We start from the raw sequence: 17,362 nt of genomic DNA on the forward strand, positions 1-17,362 counted from the left end.
ACGATGCGACCTCTGCAAAGCCTCAAGCGCAAGCTGACCATGGTGTTCTACCTGATTTTTTTGATGACGGTGGGCATAGGGTTTATTGCGGTGTCCCTGTCGCAGTCGCTCAAGCAACAGGTGGACGCCATGGTGGCAGGCGATCTGGAAGAAGTGCGGCTTGCCATGACCCAAATCCGTCAGGCCGAGCAGCTGCAAACCACCATCGCCAGGCTGCAAAACGTCACCGAAGAAAGCCAGCGCCATACCCTGCTGGGTGATTTGCAGGCCCAGTGGCTGTTGCTGCAAAAAGGCACCCGCGAGCTGATTGAGCATCATCCGGATGATGCACTGCGCACCGGTCTGAATCAGGAAGCCATGGCCCAGGAAGTAATGCTCGCCAAGCTGCCACGGCTCGATGCTCTTACCAAGGAGGTGTTGCAGGCCCGGGCGCAGATGGCCAACATCACCCACAATCTGGCGGGTGTGCAATCGGGTTTCACCCGCGAGTACCGGGCAATACTGGATCAGCAGGACAGCAGCGCCAAGGCGGCGCTCGACCAACGGGCACTGCCACGGTTAAGCCAAGCCCTCGACATTCACCGCCAGAGCGCCGAGTTCTTGTATTTGGGCGAGCGGCTGTTCTCCACCCTGCAGCGCACCACAGAACATTTGAGCAGTAATGAAATCAATACATTACAGCGACAGGGATTGCGTCAGCTACTCGAGATGGAGTCGCTGGCGCTAACCCTGACCGATAAAGACAAGGCAGCAAACTGGCTGTCGCAACTGCGCCACGAAATGGTGGGCAGTGATAACCTGTTCGAACTCGCCCGCAACCTGCAACGCCGCTACAGTGTGGCCTATACCCATCTCGAAGAACATGCCCTGCGCGCCCGTGCCAGCGCCGACTTTTTCCAGGATGAATTCAGACGCAAAGACGCCAATATCCAAGCCGCCGGGGTGGAGTTGAAGCGCGATGCGGTGGCATTTCTGGTGCTAATTGTGGTGGCCGGCATTCTTTACTGCGGCTTTATCTGGCTGACCAACTGGCATTTCATTGCCAAGGGCATCATCAAGCCGGTTATCGCCACTCGCAACGCCATGAACGATATCGTCAACGAGAAACTCGATACCGAACTGCCCAAGGCCGATAACCTCGAATTACAGCAAATGATGAGCTCACTCGAGACCCTGAAAAGCTACGCCGCACAGGTGAAGGCCATCTCCGAAATCGATGGTCTCACCGGTATCCACAACCGGCGCTACTTCGATTTGCAGCTGGCCACCGCCATGGCAACCCATCCCCTCGGCCACAGCAATCTGGGGCTGCTGCTGTTCGATTTGGACTTCTTCAAGCAGTACAACGACTGCTACGGCCATCTGGCGGGGGACGCCTGCCTCAAGGACGTGGTAAAGCAGGTTCGCAAGCTGCTGCCGGGCCGGGGAGAAACCTTTGCCCGATATGGCGGTGAAGAATTTGTGCTGCTGCTGCCGGGCTCAGACTGGGGCAATCTGGTAGATATGGCCGAAAACATCCGCGCCGGGGTCGAGGCGCTGACTATCCCCCACAGCCACAGTATGCAGGGCATAGTCACCCTGAGCATTGGCGGCGCCCTGTTGCCTGCCGATGTGCACAGCAGCGCCGCCGAGCTTGTTGCCATGGGCGATAAGGCCCTGTACCGGGCCAAGAATCGTGGCAAAAACTGCTCTGAAATCCTGGTCATGGCGCCAAATGCCCTGCCGGAAGCCATGGATTCACCGGCAAGCTGAGTCATTATCGTCCGCCCCCTGCCCTTGATTTCCCGGCAGACTGACCCCATTCCTGAAAAAAACACCACAGGAATGCCATGACAGCGCTGATTATTGTGACCTTACTGGGCCTTGGCGCCATCCTTTGGATAGCATCAGGCCCAAGGCGCGCCCAATATCGCCGGCAGCAACTTGCCGACACCACCTTCCCCGCGCCCTGGCGTGCCATTCTAAAGCGCCGAGTATTTGCCTACGGCAGACTGCCGGATCATCTGCAGCAAGAGCTTCGCAGAAAGATACTGATTTTCCTGGGCGAAAAGCAGTTTATCGGCTGCAATGGCTTCGAAATCACCGACGAGGTGAGAGTCACTGTGGCCGCCCAGGCCTGTTTGCTGCTGCTCAATCGCGACACCGACTTTTACCCGGGTCTTCGGCAAATTCTTATATATCCCAATGCCTTCTATGTGGATCGCACCGAAAAGGATGCTGCCGGTGTGGTGTGGGAGCGCCATGCGCTGCTGTCAGGCGAGTCCTGGAGTCAGGGGCAGGTACTGCTGTCGTGGAAAGATATCGAAGAAGACTGCGCCCATCCGTTCGATGGTTTTAACGTGGTGATGCATGAATTTGCCCACCAGCTGGATCAGGAAGATGGCCGCGCCGATGGCGCGCCGCCACTGCCAAGCCGCGAGCGCTACCGCCGTTGGTCCGAGGTGATGCAAAAGGAATACGACGCCCTCTGCCGCGCCGCTGAATGGGGCGAGCAGAGCCTGTTCGACTACTATGGCGCCACCGAGCCTGCGGAATTTTTCGCGGTGATCACCGAAGTTTTCTTTACCAAGGCCAGGGATTTTGCCGCGCTGCACCCGGCGCTGTACCGCGAACTGGCCACATACTACCGGCTGGATCCCGCCGGATGGCAATGATATGGTGGCAAAAATTCGAAGCCTTAGTAGATAACATCATGATAAACAAATCGCTTCTTATCGCAGCCCTACTCCTTTCCCCCTTCGCCATGGCGACTGACGAGTCTGAGGCAGGTGCCGTGCTGGATGCCTTGCACAGCCATGCCGCCAAAGCCGACTGGCCCGCGTATTTCGCCATTTATACCGACAATGCGGTGTTTATTGGCACCGCAGTCGAAGAGCGCTGGAATATGGACGAGTTTCGCCGCTACGCCACGCCCACCAAGGGGTGGGACTATCAGCCCAAATCACGCCACTTTATCGAACACGGTGATACCCTGCTGTTCGATGAAATCCTTTACAACGACAAGTACGGCACATCCAGAGGCACAGGCGCCATGGTGAAAACCGCTAAAGGCTGGCAGGTACTGCAATACCATTTAAGCTTCCCGGTACCCAATGAGGTGGCAAAAGAGGTTACTCAAACCATTATGGCATTTGAGAAAAGCCAGTCTGGACGCTGAGTGGTCAACGAAAATTCCAACTAAAAAAAGCATCAGTGCCTAACGGACACCGAAAAACACACATTGGCCAGTTGGGTGAAATGGGTGAAGTTATCGAATTCTTCTTCACCAAAACTGCGGCCGGAAATCCCCCGGTCGGCATAGAAGATACCAATCACCTTGCTATCCACTATCATGGGCGCCAACATAAAACCGTGCTTGGCGAGTCGCTTCCTCAGCTGCTCATCGATATTCAGACGCCAGCGGGGTGAGTCGGGCGAGTCTATCCACATTGGCTGCTTTAAATCCACTGCCTGGCGGAACAGATGATCGGGCTCGGTAATATCCACCACGAACTCGCGCTTGATGGTTTCGCTGTTTTCACCCAGCACAATCCGCGGCTGCAACATCTTGCGGCTTGGCGACAGCAACAGCACGGCGCAGGAGTCCACCCCTACCCCATGCAAAATGCCTTCAAGAGTAGTCTGCATCACCTGATTGATATCGGCCTTGCTGACGGCAAAACCGGTTAACTCTTTGAGTTTTTTAAGCTGAATACCCACATCGGCTTCGCGCCAACGACCGGCACTGAGGCTTTCCTGCGACTCAAGCAGCCGCTCAGGCTTAGGCAAGTAGTCCACCAACACCTTGGCGCCATAGGCTTCGGCCAACTTGTGGGTAGCGTTGGCGCACTGGATGGCTCTGTGTTTGAACTCCTCCGGCTTAAGCCCCATCATTTCGGCCGCCTGGCGTACCCGTTTCTCAAGCTCGGCATGATCCGGATAGGTTTCTGACAGCTCCTGCGACAACTTGTTGGCCACAAAAATCGCGCGGATCTCCGGGGTGCGTTCATCGGGGTTATTAAGCGACTTCATCAGCACTTCGCCAAGGCCCCAGTTACGGGCAATCCCCTGGGTGAGCTGACCAAAACTGGTGCCCAGATGCTCTCTGACCAGGCCAAGGAGTGTCACAGGATCTTCAACGCCTTCCAGCGCCCTATCCAGCTCATTGGCCAGTGGCCCGCCCATGCTCCAAAAGGCACTCTCACCCAGGTGATACAGGAGCGCGGCGATAAAGGCCTCTTCCTGCATTTCTTCGTCGTGGCCTGCCAGCATCATCCTGGCAAGCATGGCTGCCTGAAACGAGCGCGCCATCAATTTCAAAAGCCGTTGGTACACACCTGGGGTGAGATTTTTGTTTTCCAGCAGGCTTGAGAGCAGTTTGGCGGTAATGCAGATATTGCGGATGGTATCAAAGCCCAGCACCACCGCGGCTCGGCTGACTGTGGTGACCTGGCTGATGCCCTTGTTGTAGGTGGCGCTGTTGGCAACCCGCAAAATACGGGAAGTGAGCGCATTGTCGTGCATTACACTGCGCCCGAGTATGGCCATGGAGGACACATCGTCCTTGGCCAATTTTTCCAGGGTTTTGACCGTTGAGCACAGCGCTGGCATTTCCTGCTCGCTGATCCGCTTGGTCCAGTAATCTACCCCTTTGGGTTCGTTGGCAATGCTCTTCAAGATAAAATCACATTAAATACACTGTTTTTCGATTATAGACAGGGATTTGCCCCTTAGGCGATACAAGTGCGTCAACTTTTGCACATCAGGTCAAAATTACGCCGCGCGCTGCATCACAGGCAAAAAAAGGCGGCCCATGGAAGGCCGCGAAAACACAAGCAACGTGGTTTGAAACAACAGTAAAAGGGTGGGAAGTCTCTTCACTGGAAAAGCTCCGCGCGGCGCGTAGGAACACCGCGCGGAGTAAAACACAGCAAGGCTGTGGGACAACAAAAAATCAGTGGAACTGATCCTCCTCGGTGGAGCCGGTCAGCGCGGTCACAGAAGACTCACCGCCCTGAATAATATTGGTCATCTTGTCGAAGTAGCCGGTGCCCACCTCCTGCTGGTGCGCCACGAAGGTGTAACCCTTGCTGGCGGCGGCAAACTCGGCTTCCTGTACCTTCTCAACATAGTGCTTCATGCCTTCGCCGCGAGCGTAGTCGTACGCCAGGTCGAACATGTTGAACCACATATTGTGGATACCGGCCAGAGTGATGAATTGGTACTTGTAGCCCATGTCAGACAGCTCTTGCTGGAACTTGGCGATGGTGGCGTCGTCCAGGTTCTTCTTCCAGTTGAAAGAAGGTGAGCAGTTGTAAGCCAGCAGCTGATCAGGGTACTTGGCATGGATTGCCTCGGCGAAGCGGCGGGCTTCTTCCAGATCTGGCTTGGCAGTTTCACACCAGATAAGGTCGGCGTATGGCGCATATGCCAGACCACGGGCAATGGCCTGATCCAGACCGGCACGGACGCGATAGAAGCCTTCGCTGGTGCGCTCGCCGGTGATGAAGTCGCCATCGTATGGGTCGCAGTCAGAGGTCAGCAAATCGGCCGCGTTGGCGTCGGTACGGGCAATCACCAGGGTAGGCACGGCAGACACGTCGGCCGCCAGACGGGCTGCAACCAGCTTCTGTACCGCTTCCTGAGTTGGAACCAGCACCTTACCGCCCATGTGGCCACACTTCTTCACTGACGCCAGCTGATCTTCAAAGTGCACACCGGCAGCGCCCGCTTCAATCATGCCCTTCATCAGCTCATAGGCGTTGAGCACGCCGCCAAAGCCGGCTTCGGCATCGGCCACGATTGGCAGGAAGTAATCAACAAACTTGTCATCTTCCGGGCCCACACCGTTGCTCCATTGGATCTGGTCGGCGCGGCGGAACGAGTTGTTGATACGACCCACAACGGCAGGCACTGAGTTGGCTGGGTACAGCGACTGATCAGGGTACATGGTGCCGGCCAGGTTGGCATCGGCAGCAACCTGCCAGCCAGACAGATAAATGGCTTCGATACCGGCTTTGGCCTGCTGTACCGCCTGGCCACCGGTCAAGGCGCCCAGTGAGTTTACGTAGCCTTTTTTGGCTCCGCCGTTTACCAGTTCCCACAGCTTTTCAGCGCCGCGCTGAGCCACGGTGTTTTCAGGCACAAATGAGCCACGCAGTGACACCACTTCCTCGGCGGTATATGGGCGGCGAACGCCTTTCCAACGTGGGTTTTCGGCCCAGTCTTTTTTCAGTGCGTCGATTTGTTCCTGGCGGCTGATGTACTTGCTCATGGTGACTCTCCTTTGGGGTGTTAGGGTCTGCCCGCCACTCGGGTGGCGGGTAAGATGTTCAGTGTTTTCAGTGAATAATCAGTGTTCTTGTTTGGTCAGCAGCTCGTAGCCCGGCAGAGTAAGGAACTCCACCATTTCGTCGCTGGTGGTGATTTCTTCCAGCAGCACGGCGGCCTGGGTGAACTTGCCGTGGGTAAAGCGCTCGCTGCCCACCTCTTCTTTGACGTTGGCAAGCTCCTCAACCAACATCTCGCGGAACAGTGCCTTGGTCACCGGCTTGCCGTTGGACAGGCTCTTGCCATGGCGGATCCACTGCCAGATGGAGGCGCGGGAGATTTCCGCCGTGGCAGCATCTTCCATCAGGCCGTAGATAGGCACGCAGCCGTTGCCGCTGATCCACGCCTCAATGTATTGCAGTGCGATACGGATATTGAGGCGCATACCATGCTCGGTGCGCTCACCTTCGCAGGGCTGTAACAGCTCGCTCGCCAGGATGGGCGCATCCACATCGCGGGTAATGTGCAGCTGGTTGCAATGGTCATCGCCAATGTACTGGTTGAATATCGACATAGCGGTGTCTGCCAGCCCCGGATGAGCCACCCAGGTGCCATCGTGACCGTTACGGGCTTCGAGCTCCTTATCGCGGCACACCCGCTCCAGCACCAGACGATTGGCTTCGGCGTCTTTGGCGGGGATAAAGGCCGCCATGCCGCCCATGGCCAGGGCGCCGCGCTTGTGGCAGGTTTTAACCAGCAATCGCGAGTAGGCACTGAGGAATGGCTTATCCATGGTCACCTGCTGACGGTCTGGCAGCACTCTGTCAGAATGATTTTTCAAGGTTTTGATATAGCTGAAGATATAGTCCCAGCGGCCACAGTTCAGCGCGACAATGTTCGAGCGCAGCTCATAGAGGATTTCATCCATTTCGAACACCGCCGGCAGGGTCTCAATCAGGCAGGTACACTTGATGGTGCCGGGCTGCAGACAGAATCTCTCTTCGGTAAAGGCAAACACCTTGGCCCACCAACGCGCTTCGAGATGGCTCTCAAGCTTAGGCACGTAGAAGTAAGGACCGCTGCCCTTGGCCAGCAACTGACGGTAGTTGTGGTAGAAATAGAGGGCAAAATCCACCAGTGCACCAGGCACTGCGGCGCCATTGAACTGCACATGCTTTTCTTTCAGGTGCAGGCCGCGCACCCGGGCAATCAACACCGCAGGGTTATCGTTGAGACGATACTGCTTACCGGTTTCAGGCGCCGTGTACTCAATGGTGCCCCGCACCGCATCACGCAGGTTAATCTGACCCGTGACCACCTTTTCCCAGCTGGGTGCCAGTGAGTCTTCGAAGTCGGCCATAAACACCTTCACGTTGGCATTGAGGGCGTTGATGATCATCTTGCGATCCACAGGGCCGGTGATTTCGACCCGGCGGTCCTGCAAGTCTTCTGGAATGCCACGGATTGACCATTTTCCATCGCGGATGGCACGGGTTTCGGGCAGGAAGTCTGGCAGCTCACCTTTATCTATACGCGCCTGGCGCTGCTGGCGTTTTTCCAGCAGACCATCCACATCTGCAGCAAACTGGCGGCACAGGCTGTCGAGTAATGCCAGCGCACCCTCGGTGAATATCTCGTCCTGGCCCTGAACCGGATGACCGGTAACTTCCAGTCCCTTTGTTATCTGTGCGTTATCCAAAATTTGCTCTGTCATTGTCGTTGTCCCCGGCTGTCGCAGTTTGTCGTCGCATCAGGAAGGAGCTTGTCCTGCCCATCCATTACACGGCTTCAAAAAACCGCCAAATGTTCGTTTCAGACCAAAAACTAGCGACAAACATTTGTAAATGCAACAGTCCAAAACTTAGCAAAACGTCTAAAAAACAGGCTGAAATATCTTGTGAAATTGGTAAGACCAAGAGCGAGAGGCACACACAACGCTTTGTTTTAAAACACTTTATTTACTCACTTAATTTATAATCATCGCTGACCACAGAAATTTGTCTTACCAAATAACCAATAAGCCAACAAAGTAATTTATTACGTAATTTAATTACCATTAGTAACTAATTGTGAACATGAGTTGTGTAATTTGACTTTGGTCTAAGCACGGCTTTTTGTTTTGAACCGCATGACGCGTAAAGGATGAATTTACAGTTATTTCAAAGTCTTAGCCTTAACACCCCAAAAGCTAGATTCAAACAGGTGTTTTAATGTTACGTTTACGTAAAGGTGACATTGAAAGGTTTGGCAGAGATCAGCCACAGCCCTTTCGTCGCCAGATCAACAAGGAAGTAACAATTGGTTCAGAGCGAAAAAAATTCAAAATTTTTAAATTTTTTTGCAAAAAATAGCGAATTAGCGACGATAACATTCAATCGGGTCTTGGCTGACACTCAATTCGTGGCCTTTTCCACATTCAGCAGCACATCGAAGCACCGCAACCATATGAACAAGCATCTGAATTATGTCGCGCTGACGCATTAAGTTATTCCGCCCGCTTGTCACGTGGAGCTGTTGCACGGAGCTCTCAGTTTGAGCTGTCGCATCGAGCTCGCGGGTTGAGCTGTTGTATAGAAATCCATTGTCCGGCCGCCAGGCCGAAATGGTGCAGAGGTGCAGCTCACGCCAAGGCATGGCTCCTTTAGCAAGTAAGGGGCGCTGCCGCTGGCACAGGTACACTCTTTAGAGGATAAGGGCCACTACAGCAGCGGCTATTGAACGCGTTCATTAAACGTCCTGGGTAAGTTTGCAGGCCGGCAGCACCACTCAGAACAGCATCGCCATGGCAGCATCTGTTAGTACGCTCAGAAAGCGAGCTGATAGGTTCCGTCAATCAACAGCGCCGGAAGGAGCTAAGGTTTGGGAAATCCAGACCACGTGAACAAGTCACTGCAAAACGGCGCTATTGAGTAACAAGCGGATTGGAAAATGGCTCGTAGCTGTGAGCGGAAGAGATATCAGTCGCGGGGAGAGGTCAGGATATGCATTTGGTGGCAGCAATTCTTGTCAGTGATTCTTGTCAGTGATTCTTGTCAGCGATGCTTGTGAGCGAAGATTGCCCGCATGGGTGCTGGAAATAGCCAGCTACTTGAGCTGCAGACTTAGTTGGCAACGGCAGTGGGTTTGTCGCCAGAGGTCGCCACTGTTGTGTTATTGGTGGCACTGGCGTTATTCGCCTCGGCAGTAACAGGGTCAGTTTGCGGAACACTTGCCTGAGCGGGGCCAGCGCTGTCAGAAGCGTTTTGAGCCTTTGGCTCGTCAGCTGGACGGCTCACCGCAGCGCCTGCACTAACCGGCGGATAACGCTCCTGATCCCACACGACCATGTTGCGCCCCAGGTGTTTGGCGCAATAGAGAGACTTATCGGCCCGTCGCAACATGGGGTCGAGGCTTAAGTCCCGCTCATCCAAGCTGGTCACCCCAAAACTGGCGTTCAGAATAAAGCGGTTACCCGAGTAATGGGTGTCGACGTTGGCAATCGCGCGACGGCAGGCTTCGGCAATCTCGGCAGCTTCCTGCCCACTGCAGCCCGGCAGCACTATCATAAATTCCTCACCGCCAAAACGGCACAGGATGTGCTCGCTCTTAAGCTCAGGACGAATGACTTCGACCACCTTTTTCAGGGCCCAATCGCCGGTGGCATGGCCGCATTCATCGTTGATAGACTTAAATTTATCAAGGTCCATCAGGATCATAGCTGCATCTTCGCCTCGGGCCATGCAGCGCACCAGGGCATTCTCACCTTTCTCCTGCCCGGTGGCGCGGTTAAAGGCACCGGTTAATCCATCCCGCTGCGCCAGCCGCATAAAGCGATTCCGCTGTGACAGACCCGCTGCAAGAAACAGCGATAAAAACAGGCACATCCCCAGCAGCACAGTGGAGGCCATCAGCGAGCCAGAATGCTCGCGGGAAATGGTTTCCTGACGCACCAGATAACCGTCACGTTCGCTGTTTAGCAAGGAGATTTCCCGCCGCTGCTCTTCAAAGTTGAACTTGGCCGCCTGATAGGCCATCTCCCGCGCCTTGGTTTCATCAATCAGACGGGTGGAATATTCCGCTTCTTTTTGTTGAGCCTCAAAGGCCCCTTTAAAGTCGCCATTACGGGCGTACACAGCCGCCAACACCTTCCAGGCCCCCCGGAGCGATGTGTCATCTGCGGCAGCGTTATCAATCGCCTCATCAGCAGCAGCCCCGGCGTTATCCCATTCACCGGCGTCCAGATAGGCTTGCGCCAGTAAGCTCTGGGTGCTGGCAATTTCAAGCTCAAAACCAAATTCTCTATATTTATCGAGGGCCTGCTGAAGGGGGCCTATTGCTTTTTTAACCTGATTGTCACGCAGATAAGTCCAGCCCAGCCCTTTGGTAGCCATGGTGGCGATAAGAGGAAGTTTGTTGGTCTCACAGTAATCGCGAGTCTCATCAAATGCGCTAACCGCTCTGGTTATTTTTCCCGCCTCCATCAGCGAGGCTGCGATATACAGGTAGGAATAACAGATATCGGTGACGGCATCATCAGGCGCCAGGTTCAGCGCTTTCTCAGCGTAAACGCCTACTTGCTCAAACAAACTCATTTGATAGTAGAGACTGGCCAGGCGGATATAAGCGTTGCGCTGAATGTCTTTGTCGTTGATGGAGCTAATCTGTGACAACATGTCACTAATAGCCTGCATCGATTCGGGGAATTGCTTGAGAATTAGCCTTACCGTTGCCAGGTAACCCAGAACTTTCACTCTTTCCGGTGTACTGGTGATTTGGGGTAAGACTTCCTCCAGGGATTTTTGGGCGCTCTGATAGTCGGCAGTAAAAATATGATAGATGCCGACTAAGGTCGCGTACTTTAACTGCTGCTGTTCCGACAAATTTCCTTTATCTAACAGCCGCAGTTCCTTGATTGCAGTTTCAGGCGAGGTTCTGAGTGATTCTTCGATTTGAGCTAAAGACTCATCGACTGTCATGCCAAAAGCCTCACCCCAAGACAGGGATAAGGCTAAAAGGCTGCTAATCAGAACGTAGCGCATCAAATGTCAGGCATCATTGCCGTGGTTAACGACCACAAACGTCTGGTACTCTTCATCCCCACCGAGAGACCTGAGTTTGCTTTTATCACCGGTCATCACCGCCTGAATTTCATCTTCACTGAGGCCATTGGCACGCATCACCCCTTCAGGGTCTTTTTTGTAGGCTTCCAGCAGCGCGGCATCTTCGCCCAGTTGCTTTAAAAACTCGTTCAGTGTTGTCATCCTATTCTCCACTCATTGTTATGGGTTGTTGTTGAGTCTTTTTCTCTTGGCTTGTTAGCCCCTCGGCTTTTGCCGCTGTATCTGAATGTATTGGCTATCTCGGTTTTGTACCCTTATTGCGATTACTGCATCGCGAATACTTAGTTGGCCATGCTGGCAACTCAAGCCAGATCTGCTGGCGTCAGCCCCAGCATGGCCAGCACCTCAAGATTGTGCTCAAGCTTTCGTGCCGGTGGCACCAATAAAGTAGTGGCTGGATTCATCTCAGCGTCCGGCAAGTCTTGCAGCGCCAGCCTGCTAATCCGTGGCTGATGAACAGGCAAAAATGCCGCTTCATACAAAATAATCTCGTGCTCAAGTGGATACCACTGGCTGAGCTGTCTCACCAATACCTGCAGTCGGTCGCGACTGGTGTGAAACTGGGTCAGGGTGTTTTCCCCCGCCAGAGCAATTTGCCACAGCAGTAAGTGGCAACAGGGGTCTGGCTGATGGCGAAAAAACATAAACTGGCTGGCTTCAAAGCTCTGATGACCACTCTGCGCCGGGTCTATGCCCAAATCGGCCCACAGGCAATCTTCGGCCGAAATACCAGGCTCCATCCAGGCCTCGATACCCGCCTCCTTGCAGCGGCGGATCGCCATATGGGGCACACAGGCAAAAACGCCGGGGTGACCATAAAAGGCCCCCACCACTCTCTTGCCACTCTGGGCCGCTTCAACCATGGCCTGGGTCATCTGCTCGTACGTCAGGCGACGACTCTTTATTTCATCGCCCTGGGCATAAAATTGCTGCAGATTGACCACATTGGCATTGAGCCCTTCAAGGTAGCGCTGAGCAAAGCCATCGGGCATCAGGCTGAATACGATATCAGCATGTTCTATATGGCTTTTGGCCCGCACACTGATTTGCCCCGCAAGGCCAATCCCTGTTCCTACACACACCAAGCTAGCCAATTACTGCTCCGACAACTCATCTAAAAGTCACATTCTTATAACTTTCTGGCAGCAATGCAATATGTTGGAGCAATTTTGATACGCCATACTGTAAAGTTTATCCAACTGATATTGTTGAAATTCATCAAGCTGCGCTGATGTGCGCTCTCAGCAGAATTCAGGCTTTCATACCTTTGATTGACATTGTGGTAAACCCGGATGAAGAAAATCAGCTGAACCTTGCGCAGAAGGCGCGGTCAAAATGCTGCAGCTGACGCCTTTTGGGCTGCTGCCCTTGTCAGTCTGGCCTGCCCTTGGGTATGATGAGCCGCAGTTTTTAAGGAATAAGCACACACGATGTTGATTAAGAAGCATAGTCTCACCCTGCTGGGGGCCGCAGCCCTCTCATTATCTCTGTCTGGCTGCAGTGTTTTCGATTGGCTGGTGTACAAGCCTGACATCCCTCAGGGCAACTACATGGAGCCACAACAGGTAGAAAAGCTGCGTATTGAGATGACCAAGGAGCAGGCGGAATACGTGCTGGGCCGTCCGGTACTCAGAGACAGCTTCGCCGACAACACCTGGTATTATGTGTACCACTTCAAGAGTGGCCGCGATGCCAGCATCATCCACAAAGAGCTGGTGCTGCACTTTGAAAACGATCGTCTCGCCAAAGTGAGCGGCGATTATGAGCTGTCAACCGAGTTCAATACGCCGCTTGAGCAAAGCAAGCTGCCAACCGTTACCGCCGGTGACGACCAGCCGCTGGTACCCGAGCAGCGCGGCGACAGCAAGCCACTGGTTGAAGAAGGCCAGAACGATCCCAAGGCTATCCGCAAGTTCTAAGCACTTGCCCGAAAAGACAGCCAACAAAAAAGCGCCCATGGGCGCTTTTTTTGTTTTGGTACGGCTAGCCGGTCACAGCTTGGCGCCGGTTATCTTATTGGCGCGCCCTTCTTCTTTGGCTTTTTCGGCCCGCAGACGGCGAACATCCTTAGGATCGGCAATCAGCGGCCGGTAAATCTCAATCCGGTTACCGGGCAGCACCTCATCATCGTGCTTCACCAAACGGCTGAAACTGCCAAGCTTGACCTTGTCGAGTTCGAGATCAGGAAAGAAGCTGGCGATATTGCTCTGGCGCACCGCCTCGATAAAGCTGGTGCCAGGCGCAATCATCACATGCACAATTTTTTGCCGCTCCGGCAGGGCGTAAATCACATCTACACCAAACTTTTCATTATCACTGGCCATACACTACCTTCGCCCGACTGGTAAACGCCGTTACCATGGATGAAACCAACTCTTTGAATACCTTACCAAATGCTAAATCTGCCAGGCCACTTGAGAATTCAAAATCCAGTTCAAAATCCACCTTGCTGGCATCCTCGGTAAGCTCAGTAAAGCGCCATTCGCCCTGCAGGTGTTTAAAGGGGCCATTTTCCAGCACCAGCGCAATGTGCTTGCCCGGCACCACCTGATTACGGGTGGTAAAGGTGCGGGCAATGCCTGCTTTGCTCACATCCACCGAAGCCACCATGGTTTGGCCATCAAAAGAAATCACCTTGCCGCCCACACAGCCGGGCAGGAACTCCTTGTAGGACTCGACATCGTTGACCAGATCGTACATTTGCTGGGCACTGAATCGCACCAGCACGCTTCGGGACACCTTGGGCATTCGCTTGAAATCATCGTTTGGAAATACTGTTGGGGCCGGATTGTAACACGGCTTATCCCAAAGATGGCAGACGTCACCCAGTACAAAAACTCACCAACAAAAACATCTGCTTGGCAAAACAGCTAAATATTCTTGGGCGGTCAATTCCAAATTGGCCACCCCACGTTATAATAGCCCGCCTATGGTAAAGAAAAACTCCAAAAAGGCCGCCCAGCCGGCCACGATCGCCCGCAATAAGCGCGCGACCTTCGAATACAAATTCGATGAAAAATTCGAGGCAGGCCTGTCCCTGATGGGATGGGAGGTGAAGTCTATCCGCGCCGGAAAAATCAACATCTCTGAAAGCTACGTGATGCTGAAAAACGGTGAAGCCTTCCTGCACCACTGCCATATCACCCCACTGCACGCCGCCTCCACTCACGTGGTGTGCGACCCTACCCGCCCGCGCAAGCTGCTGCTTAACCGTCGCGAGCTCGACCGGCTGGCCGGTTTGGTAGAGCGCCAGGGCTATGCCATCGTGCCTATCTCCATGTACTGGCGCAAAGGCGCCTGGGTAAAGGTAGAGATTGGTCTGGGTAAAGGTAAAAAAGCCCACGACAAGCGCGATGACATCAAGCAGCGCGATTGGGATATTGAAAAAGCCCGGGTGATGAAGAACAAATAAGCTGCCTGTTTTCGAGCGGAAAACAGACAGTTGGTTGTCACTGCCAAATTATGCCTTGGAATTCAGGGCAGCATGGGAGTACAATCAAGTTTCTTGGGGGCGATTCTGGATTCGACGGGATTCGCGAAACTCCGGGAGCATGCCGAGGGGCGGTTGGCCTCGTAAAAAGCCGCAAAGTTATAGTTGCAAACGACGATAACTACGCTCTGGCCGCTTAATTAGCGCCAGCCATCTACCACAGGTCTCGCACATGGGCAGTGGATTTGATGGTCACCTTACATAGTGCTAGCGAGGGAACCTTGTCTGGGGGTGAACCGCGAAACAGTTCCAGGCTCACCGTTAGAAATCCTGTCTTTCGGAGTTCGAGCGGTTAAATAAAAGAGAGACTAAGCATGTAGCGCCTTGAGCGTAGGTTTTTCGGACGCGGGTTCAAGTCCCGCCGCCTCCACCAAACCTAAAATAAAAGAGACGTCTTCGGACGTCTTTTTTATTGCCTTTAATTTATATAAATCAATAAATTAATGTCTCAAAAAATCTCAAGACATCTAACTAAACCTTAGGCCTTTCGTATACCAGTTGGTATTCCAGCGCCAAGTGGTGATAGCGCCTGGCAAGCCAAGCCTGCAGTCCCCCTGCTAATATTAATCAAAAAAATCAAACGATTACATCAAAGACAGGCGCAGCCACGTCATTGCCATACTCTGCAAGTTGCTCTATCGCGGAAGCTGCTCTGTCGTGGAAGTTATTCAGCCGCTGACTCAGGCCAGTCGATTACTGGGCGCTTATTGATGATGCAGCTAAGGTCAACGAAAGCACCTTTTCGCATACAGACGCCGAGTCACACAGCCCCTGCACCATTCGCAAATGCCAATGTAAATTTCGCTCATTCATTTGATAACGATTCCCATTACCGATAACATGCCACGCTTTGACGATAGGGATAATGAGGCGACGGTGAGCAATCGATTCTGGTTCCAGTTACATGGTTGGTTTTCGTTGCCAGTCTGGTTGGTATTCACCTTTGTATGCATAACGGGAACCATTGCCGTGGTAAGTCATGAATTGACCTGGCTGACCAACCCTGAGGCGCGGGCCACAAATCCACAGGGTGTCCCGCCCAAGCCGATTGCAGAACTGGTTGATGTTGTTGTTGGCGAATACCCAAGCGCGGATGTGACAAACGTGCTGGTCTTCGAGCCGTATCTGGTCACCGCAGTCGTGTTCACAGACCATGACAAACCGCATGCTATTGCTTACGTCAATCAATATACAGGCGAAATTCAAGAGCTTAATCTTGGGCTCTCTTTCATTGATTTCATGCGCAGCTTACACGGATGGCTGCTGTTTCCCTGGCATACCAACTACAGCATTGGCTATTACATAGTCTCTGCCATGGCTATTGTGATGCTGGGAGCGCTGATCACCGGCCTGGTGATTTACAAAAATTTCTGGCGCAGCTTTACCCAGCCGAAACTGCGGTTTCATCAAGGGAAGAAGACCATATTGGCTGACCTTCATCGCTTGGCCGGTGTCTGGTCTATCTGGTTCCTCATTGTAATGAGCGTCACAGGCCTGTGGTATCTCATCCAAGCCGTGCTATGGCATGCAGAGGTTGATATTGAGCCCCATGCCCCCCTGATTGCAGCCAGCCAGCTTCCAATGCAAAAGCAGTCCCCCGAGGTCAGCCTCGCAGACGCCATGCAACTTGCCTATCAGCATTTTCCTCAGTTTCAGCCAAGCTATGTTGCTTTGCCGGAACATACCCGGGATATGTATCACCTCAGCGGTGGCGGAGGAGAACTCTTATTTGATGGCTATTCCTACAGCCTTAGCATCAATCCCTGGACAGGCGAGATCAGCCATACACAATCCCCTGAAACGATGACTCCCCTTCAAACCCTGAGCCACATTGCAGACCCACTGCATTTTGGCACCTTTGGCGGGCTTTGGACCAAACTCATCTGGTTTGTGTTCGGCTTATTGATTTCCGGCATGTCGATTACCGGCTTTATGATGTGGGGAAGTCGCGTCGTCAAATCAATCAGGAAACCGGACGCGGTGGAGGCAATTTATGCAGACTGAACCCACCTTCTGGCAAAGGTATAAATACCAAATAAACGGCCTGCTGCTGATTTTACCCTGGTGGTTTTTGTACCAATCATTGACTCCGTCTTTTCCCCCTTCATGGGAAGCACAGCACGTAGGTGAATTTAGCTTCGTTCCCATGCCGCTGGATTTGGATAGGCCATACAGCCACCATGGCGACAATGTGAAAGACTTTTACTTTACCCTCAGTCAGGGTGATATCCGCGATATACGCCAAGCATATGTGAATATTGGCCCACGGCCACTGACACTCGTTGAATTCGAGCAGCATGAGATGGGCATATTACATGGAAGCCGACACGGGCTTCACGTGCATGCGCTATCACCAAAGCAGTTTACGGCCGAAGACAAACTTTGGATTTCAGTGCAAACCTGGCAGAACCAGACTTACTCAGCCAGCTGGCCTTTACCCGAAACCTTTATTCAATAAAAACAGATAGTAAAAACCTTAATTCCCCAGCTACTGCGGCTATTATTAGTCGCATCGTTTTTGTGC

The 17,362-nt window shown here is 53.3% G+C and carries 15 protein-coding genes and 1 other RNA gene; 8 read left to right on the forward strand and 8 right to left on the reverse strand.

All coding sequences use genetic code 11. The annotated features are described in order from the left end of the window. Positions 1–3: 3 nt before the first annotated feature. The 3 genes from STH12_RS10710 to STH12_RS10720 all read left to right on the forward strand — a co-directional run bounded on the left by STH12_RS10710 (position 4) and on the right by STH12_RS10720 (position 3,157). Complete coding sequence (locus tag STH12_RS10710) at positions 4–1,752, forward strand: GGDEF domain-containing protein (RefSeq protein ID WP_164551188.1); 1,749 nt, start codon at positions 4–6, stop codon at positions 1,750–1,752. 77 nt (positions 1,753–1,829) lie between these two features. Beyond that, complete coding sequence (locus tag STH12_RS10715; protein ID WP_126167542.1) at positions 1,830–2,654, forward strand: M90 family metallopeptidase; 825 nt, start codon at positions 1,830–1,832, stop codon at positions 2,652–2,654. 38 nt (positions 2,655–2,692) lie between these two features. Next, on the forward strand, positions 2,693–3,157 hold the full coding sequence (locus STH12_RS10720) for a nuclear transport factor 2 family protein (RefSeq protein WP_126167543.1): 465 nt from the start codon (positions 2,693–2,695) through the stop codon (positions 3,155–3,157). A 32-nt stretch (positions 3,158–3,189) separates the two neighbouring features. Here the strand turns inward: STH12_RS10720 and STH12_RS10725 are convergent, their stop codons facing one another. From STH12_RS10725 to STH12_RS10750, 6 genes are all read right to left on the reverse strand, one after another. After that, entirely contained in the window at positions 3,190–4,656 is a 1,467-nt protein-coding gene (locus STH12_RS10725) for an HDOD domain-containing protein (RefSeq protein ID WP_126167544.1), read from the reverse strand. A gap of 277 nt (positions 4,657–4,933) precedes the next feature. Then, the gene (gene aceA / locus STH12_RS10730) at positions 4,934–6,253 is read right to left on the reverse strand and encodes an isocitrate lyase (RefSeq protein ID WP_126167545.1); all 1,320 of its coding nucleotides are present in this window, start codon (positions 6,251–6,253) and stop codon (positions 4,934–4,936) included. Between the two features lie 78 nt (positions 6,254–6,331). Beyond that, positions 6,332–7,963, reverse strand: coding sequence for a malate synthase A (aceB, locus tag STH12_RS10735; protein ID WP_126167546.1), 1,632 nt, complete (start codon positions 7,961–7,963; stop codon positions 6,332–6,334). A gap of 1,387 nt (positions 7,964–9,350) precedes the next feature. Beyond that, positions 9,351–11,204, reverse strand: a complete 1,854-nt coding sequence (locus tag STH12_RS10740) for a tetratricopeptide repeat-containing diguanylate cyclase (RefSeq protein WP_164551189.1) — start codon at positions 11,202–11,204, stop codon at positions 9,351–9,353. A gap of 69 nt (positions 11,205–11,273) precedes the next feature. Continuing rightward, positions 11,274–11,489 carry a hypothetical protein gene (locus tag STH12_RS10745; RefSeq protein WP_126167548.1) on the reverse strand — a complete coding sequence of 72 codons (216 nt, stop codon included), beginning with the start codon at positions 11,487–11,489 and terminating at the stop codon, positions 11,274–11,276. Between the two features lie 161 nt (positions 11,490–11,650). Then, entirely contained in the window at positions 11,651–12,442 is a 792-nt protein-coding gene (locus STH12_RS10750; RefSeq protein WP_126167549.1) for an SAM-dependent methyltransferase, read from the reverse strand. A gap of 336 nt (positions 12,443–12,778) precedes the next feature. Between STH12_RS10750 and STH12_RS10755 the strand changes: the two genes are divergently transcribed. Then, positions 12,779–13,267 carry an outer membrane protein assembly factor BamE gene (locus STH12_RS10755; protein WP_126167550.1) on the forward strand — a complete coding sequence of 163 codons (489 nt, stop codon included), beginning with the start codon at positions 12,779–12,781 and terminating at the stop codon, positions 13,265–13,267. A gap of 72 nt (positions 13,268–13,339) precedes the next feature. On the opposite strand, the gene STH12_RS10760 is transcribed toward STH12_RS10755, so the two are convergent. Both STH12_RS10760 and STH12_RS10765 read right to left on the reverse strand, forming a co-directional pair. Beyond that, positions 13,340–13,672 (reverse strand): RnfH family protein, encoded by a 333-nt coding sequence (locus STH12_RS10760; protein ID WP_126167551.1) that lies wholly within the window; start codon positions 13,670–13,672, stop codon positions 13,340–13,342. Next, positions 13,662–14,096, reverse strand: a complete 435-nt coding sequence (locus tag STH12_RS10765; RefSeq protein ID WP_126167552.1) for an SRPBCC family protein — start codon at positions 14,094–14,096, stop codon at positions 13,662–13,664. The genes STH12_RS10760 and STH12_RS10765 overlap by 11 nt, the downstream gene beginning before the upstream one ends. A gap of 181 nt (positions 14,097–14,277) precedes the next feature. Here STH12_RS10765 and smpB point away from each other — a divergent pair, with 181 nt between their 5' ends. The 4 genes from smpB to STH12_RS10785 all read left to right on the forward strand — a co-directional run bounded on the left by smpB (position 14,278) and on the right by STH12_RS10785 (position 17,296). After that, positions 14,278–14,760, forward strand: coding sequence for an SsrA-binding protein SmpB (gene smpB / locus STH12_RS10770; RefSeq protein WP_011760500.1), 483 nt, complete (start codon positions 14,278–14,280; stop codon positions 14,758–14,760). A gap of 95 nt (positions 14,761–14,855) precedes the next feature. Continuing rightward, positions 14,856–15,211: a transfer-messenger RNA gene (ssrA, locus tag STH12_RS10775) on the forward strand. Between the two features lie 467 nt (positions 15,212–15,678). After that, entirely contained in the window at positions 15,679–16,842 is a 1,164-nt protein-coding gene (locus STH12_RS10780; protein ID WP_126167553.1) for a PepSY-associated TM helix domain-containing protein, read from the forward strand. Next, positions 16,832–17,296 (forward strand): hypothetical protein, encoded by a 465-nt coding sequence (locus tag STH12_RS10785; RefSeq protein WP_126167554.1) that lies wholly within the window; start codon positions 16,832–16,834, stop codon positions 17,294–17,296. The genes STH12_RS10780 and STH12_RS10785 overlap by 11 nt, the downstream gene beginning before the upstream one ends. Positions 17,297–17,362: the final 66 nt, after the last annotated feature.

Source organism: Shewanella khirikhana, from assembly GCF_003957745.1.
Taxonomy (GTDB): domain Bacteria; phylum Pseudomonadota; class Gammaproteobacteria; order Enterobacterales; family Shewanellaceae; genus Shewanella; species Shewanella khirikhana.

Bases quoted from the DNA above. Each gene is read 5' to 3' on its own strand.
- STH12_RS10710 (WP_164551188.1), top strand. From the start codon at position 4: ATGCGACCTCTGCAAAGCCTCAAGCGCAAGCTGACCATGGTGTTCTAC.
- STH12_RS10715 (WP_126167542.1), top strand. From the start codon at position 1,830: ATGACAGCGCTGATTATTGTGACCTTACTGGGCCTTGGCGCCATCCTT.
- STH12_RS10720 (WP_126167543.1), top strand. From the start codon at position 2,693: ATGATAAACAAATCGCTTCTTATCGCAGCCCTACTCCTTTCCCCCTTC.
- aceA (WP_126167545.1), bottom strand. From the start codon at position 6,253: ATGAGCAAGTACATCAGCCGCCAGGAACAAATCGACGCACTGAAAAAA.
- aceB (WP_126167546.1), bottom strand. From the start codon at position 7,963: ATGACAGAGCAAATTTTGGATAACGCACAGATAACAAAGGGACTGGAA.
- STH12_RS10740 (WP_164551189.1), bottom strand. From the start codon at position 11,204: ATGACAGTCGATGAGTCTTTAGCTCAAATCGAAGAATCACTCAGAACC.
- STH12_RS10745 (WP_126167548.1), bottom strand. From the start codon at position 11,489: ATGACAACACTGAACGAGTTTTTAAAGCAACTGGGCGAAGATGCCGCG.
- STH12_RS10755 (WP_126167550.1), top strand. From the start codon at position 12,779: ATGTTGATTAAGAAGCATAGTCTCACCCTGCTGGGGGCCGCAGCCCTC.
- STH12_RS10760 (WP_126167551.1), bottom strand. From the start codon at position 13,672: ATGGCCAGTGATAATGAAAAGTTTGGTGTAGATGTGATTTACGCCCTG.
- STH12_RS10765 (WP_126167552.1), bottom strand. From the start codon at position 14,096: ATGCCCAAGGTGTCCCGAAGCGTGCTGGTGCGATTCAGTGCCCAGCAA.
- smpB (WP_011760500.1), top strand. From the start codon at position 14,278: ATGGTAAAGAAAAACTCCAAAAAGGCCGCCCAGCCGGCCACGATCGCC.
- STH12_RS10780 (WP_126167553.1), top strand. From the start codon at position 15,679: ATGCCACGCTTTGACGATAGGGATAATGAGGCGACGGTGAGCAATCGA.
- STH12_RS10785 (WP_126167554.1), top strand. From the start codon at position 16,832: ATGCAGACTGAACCCACCTTCTGGCAAAGGTATAAATACCAAATAAAC.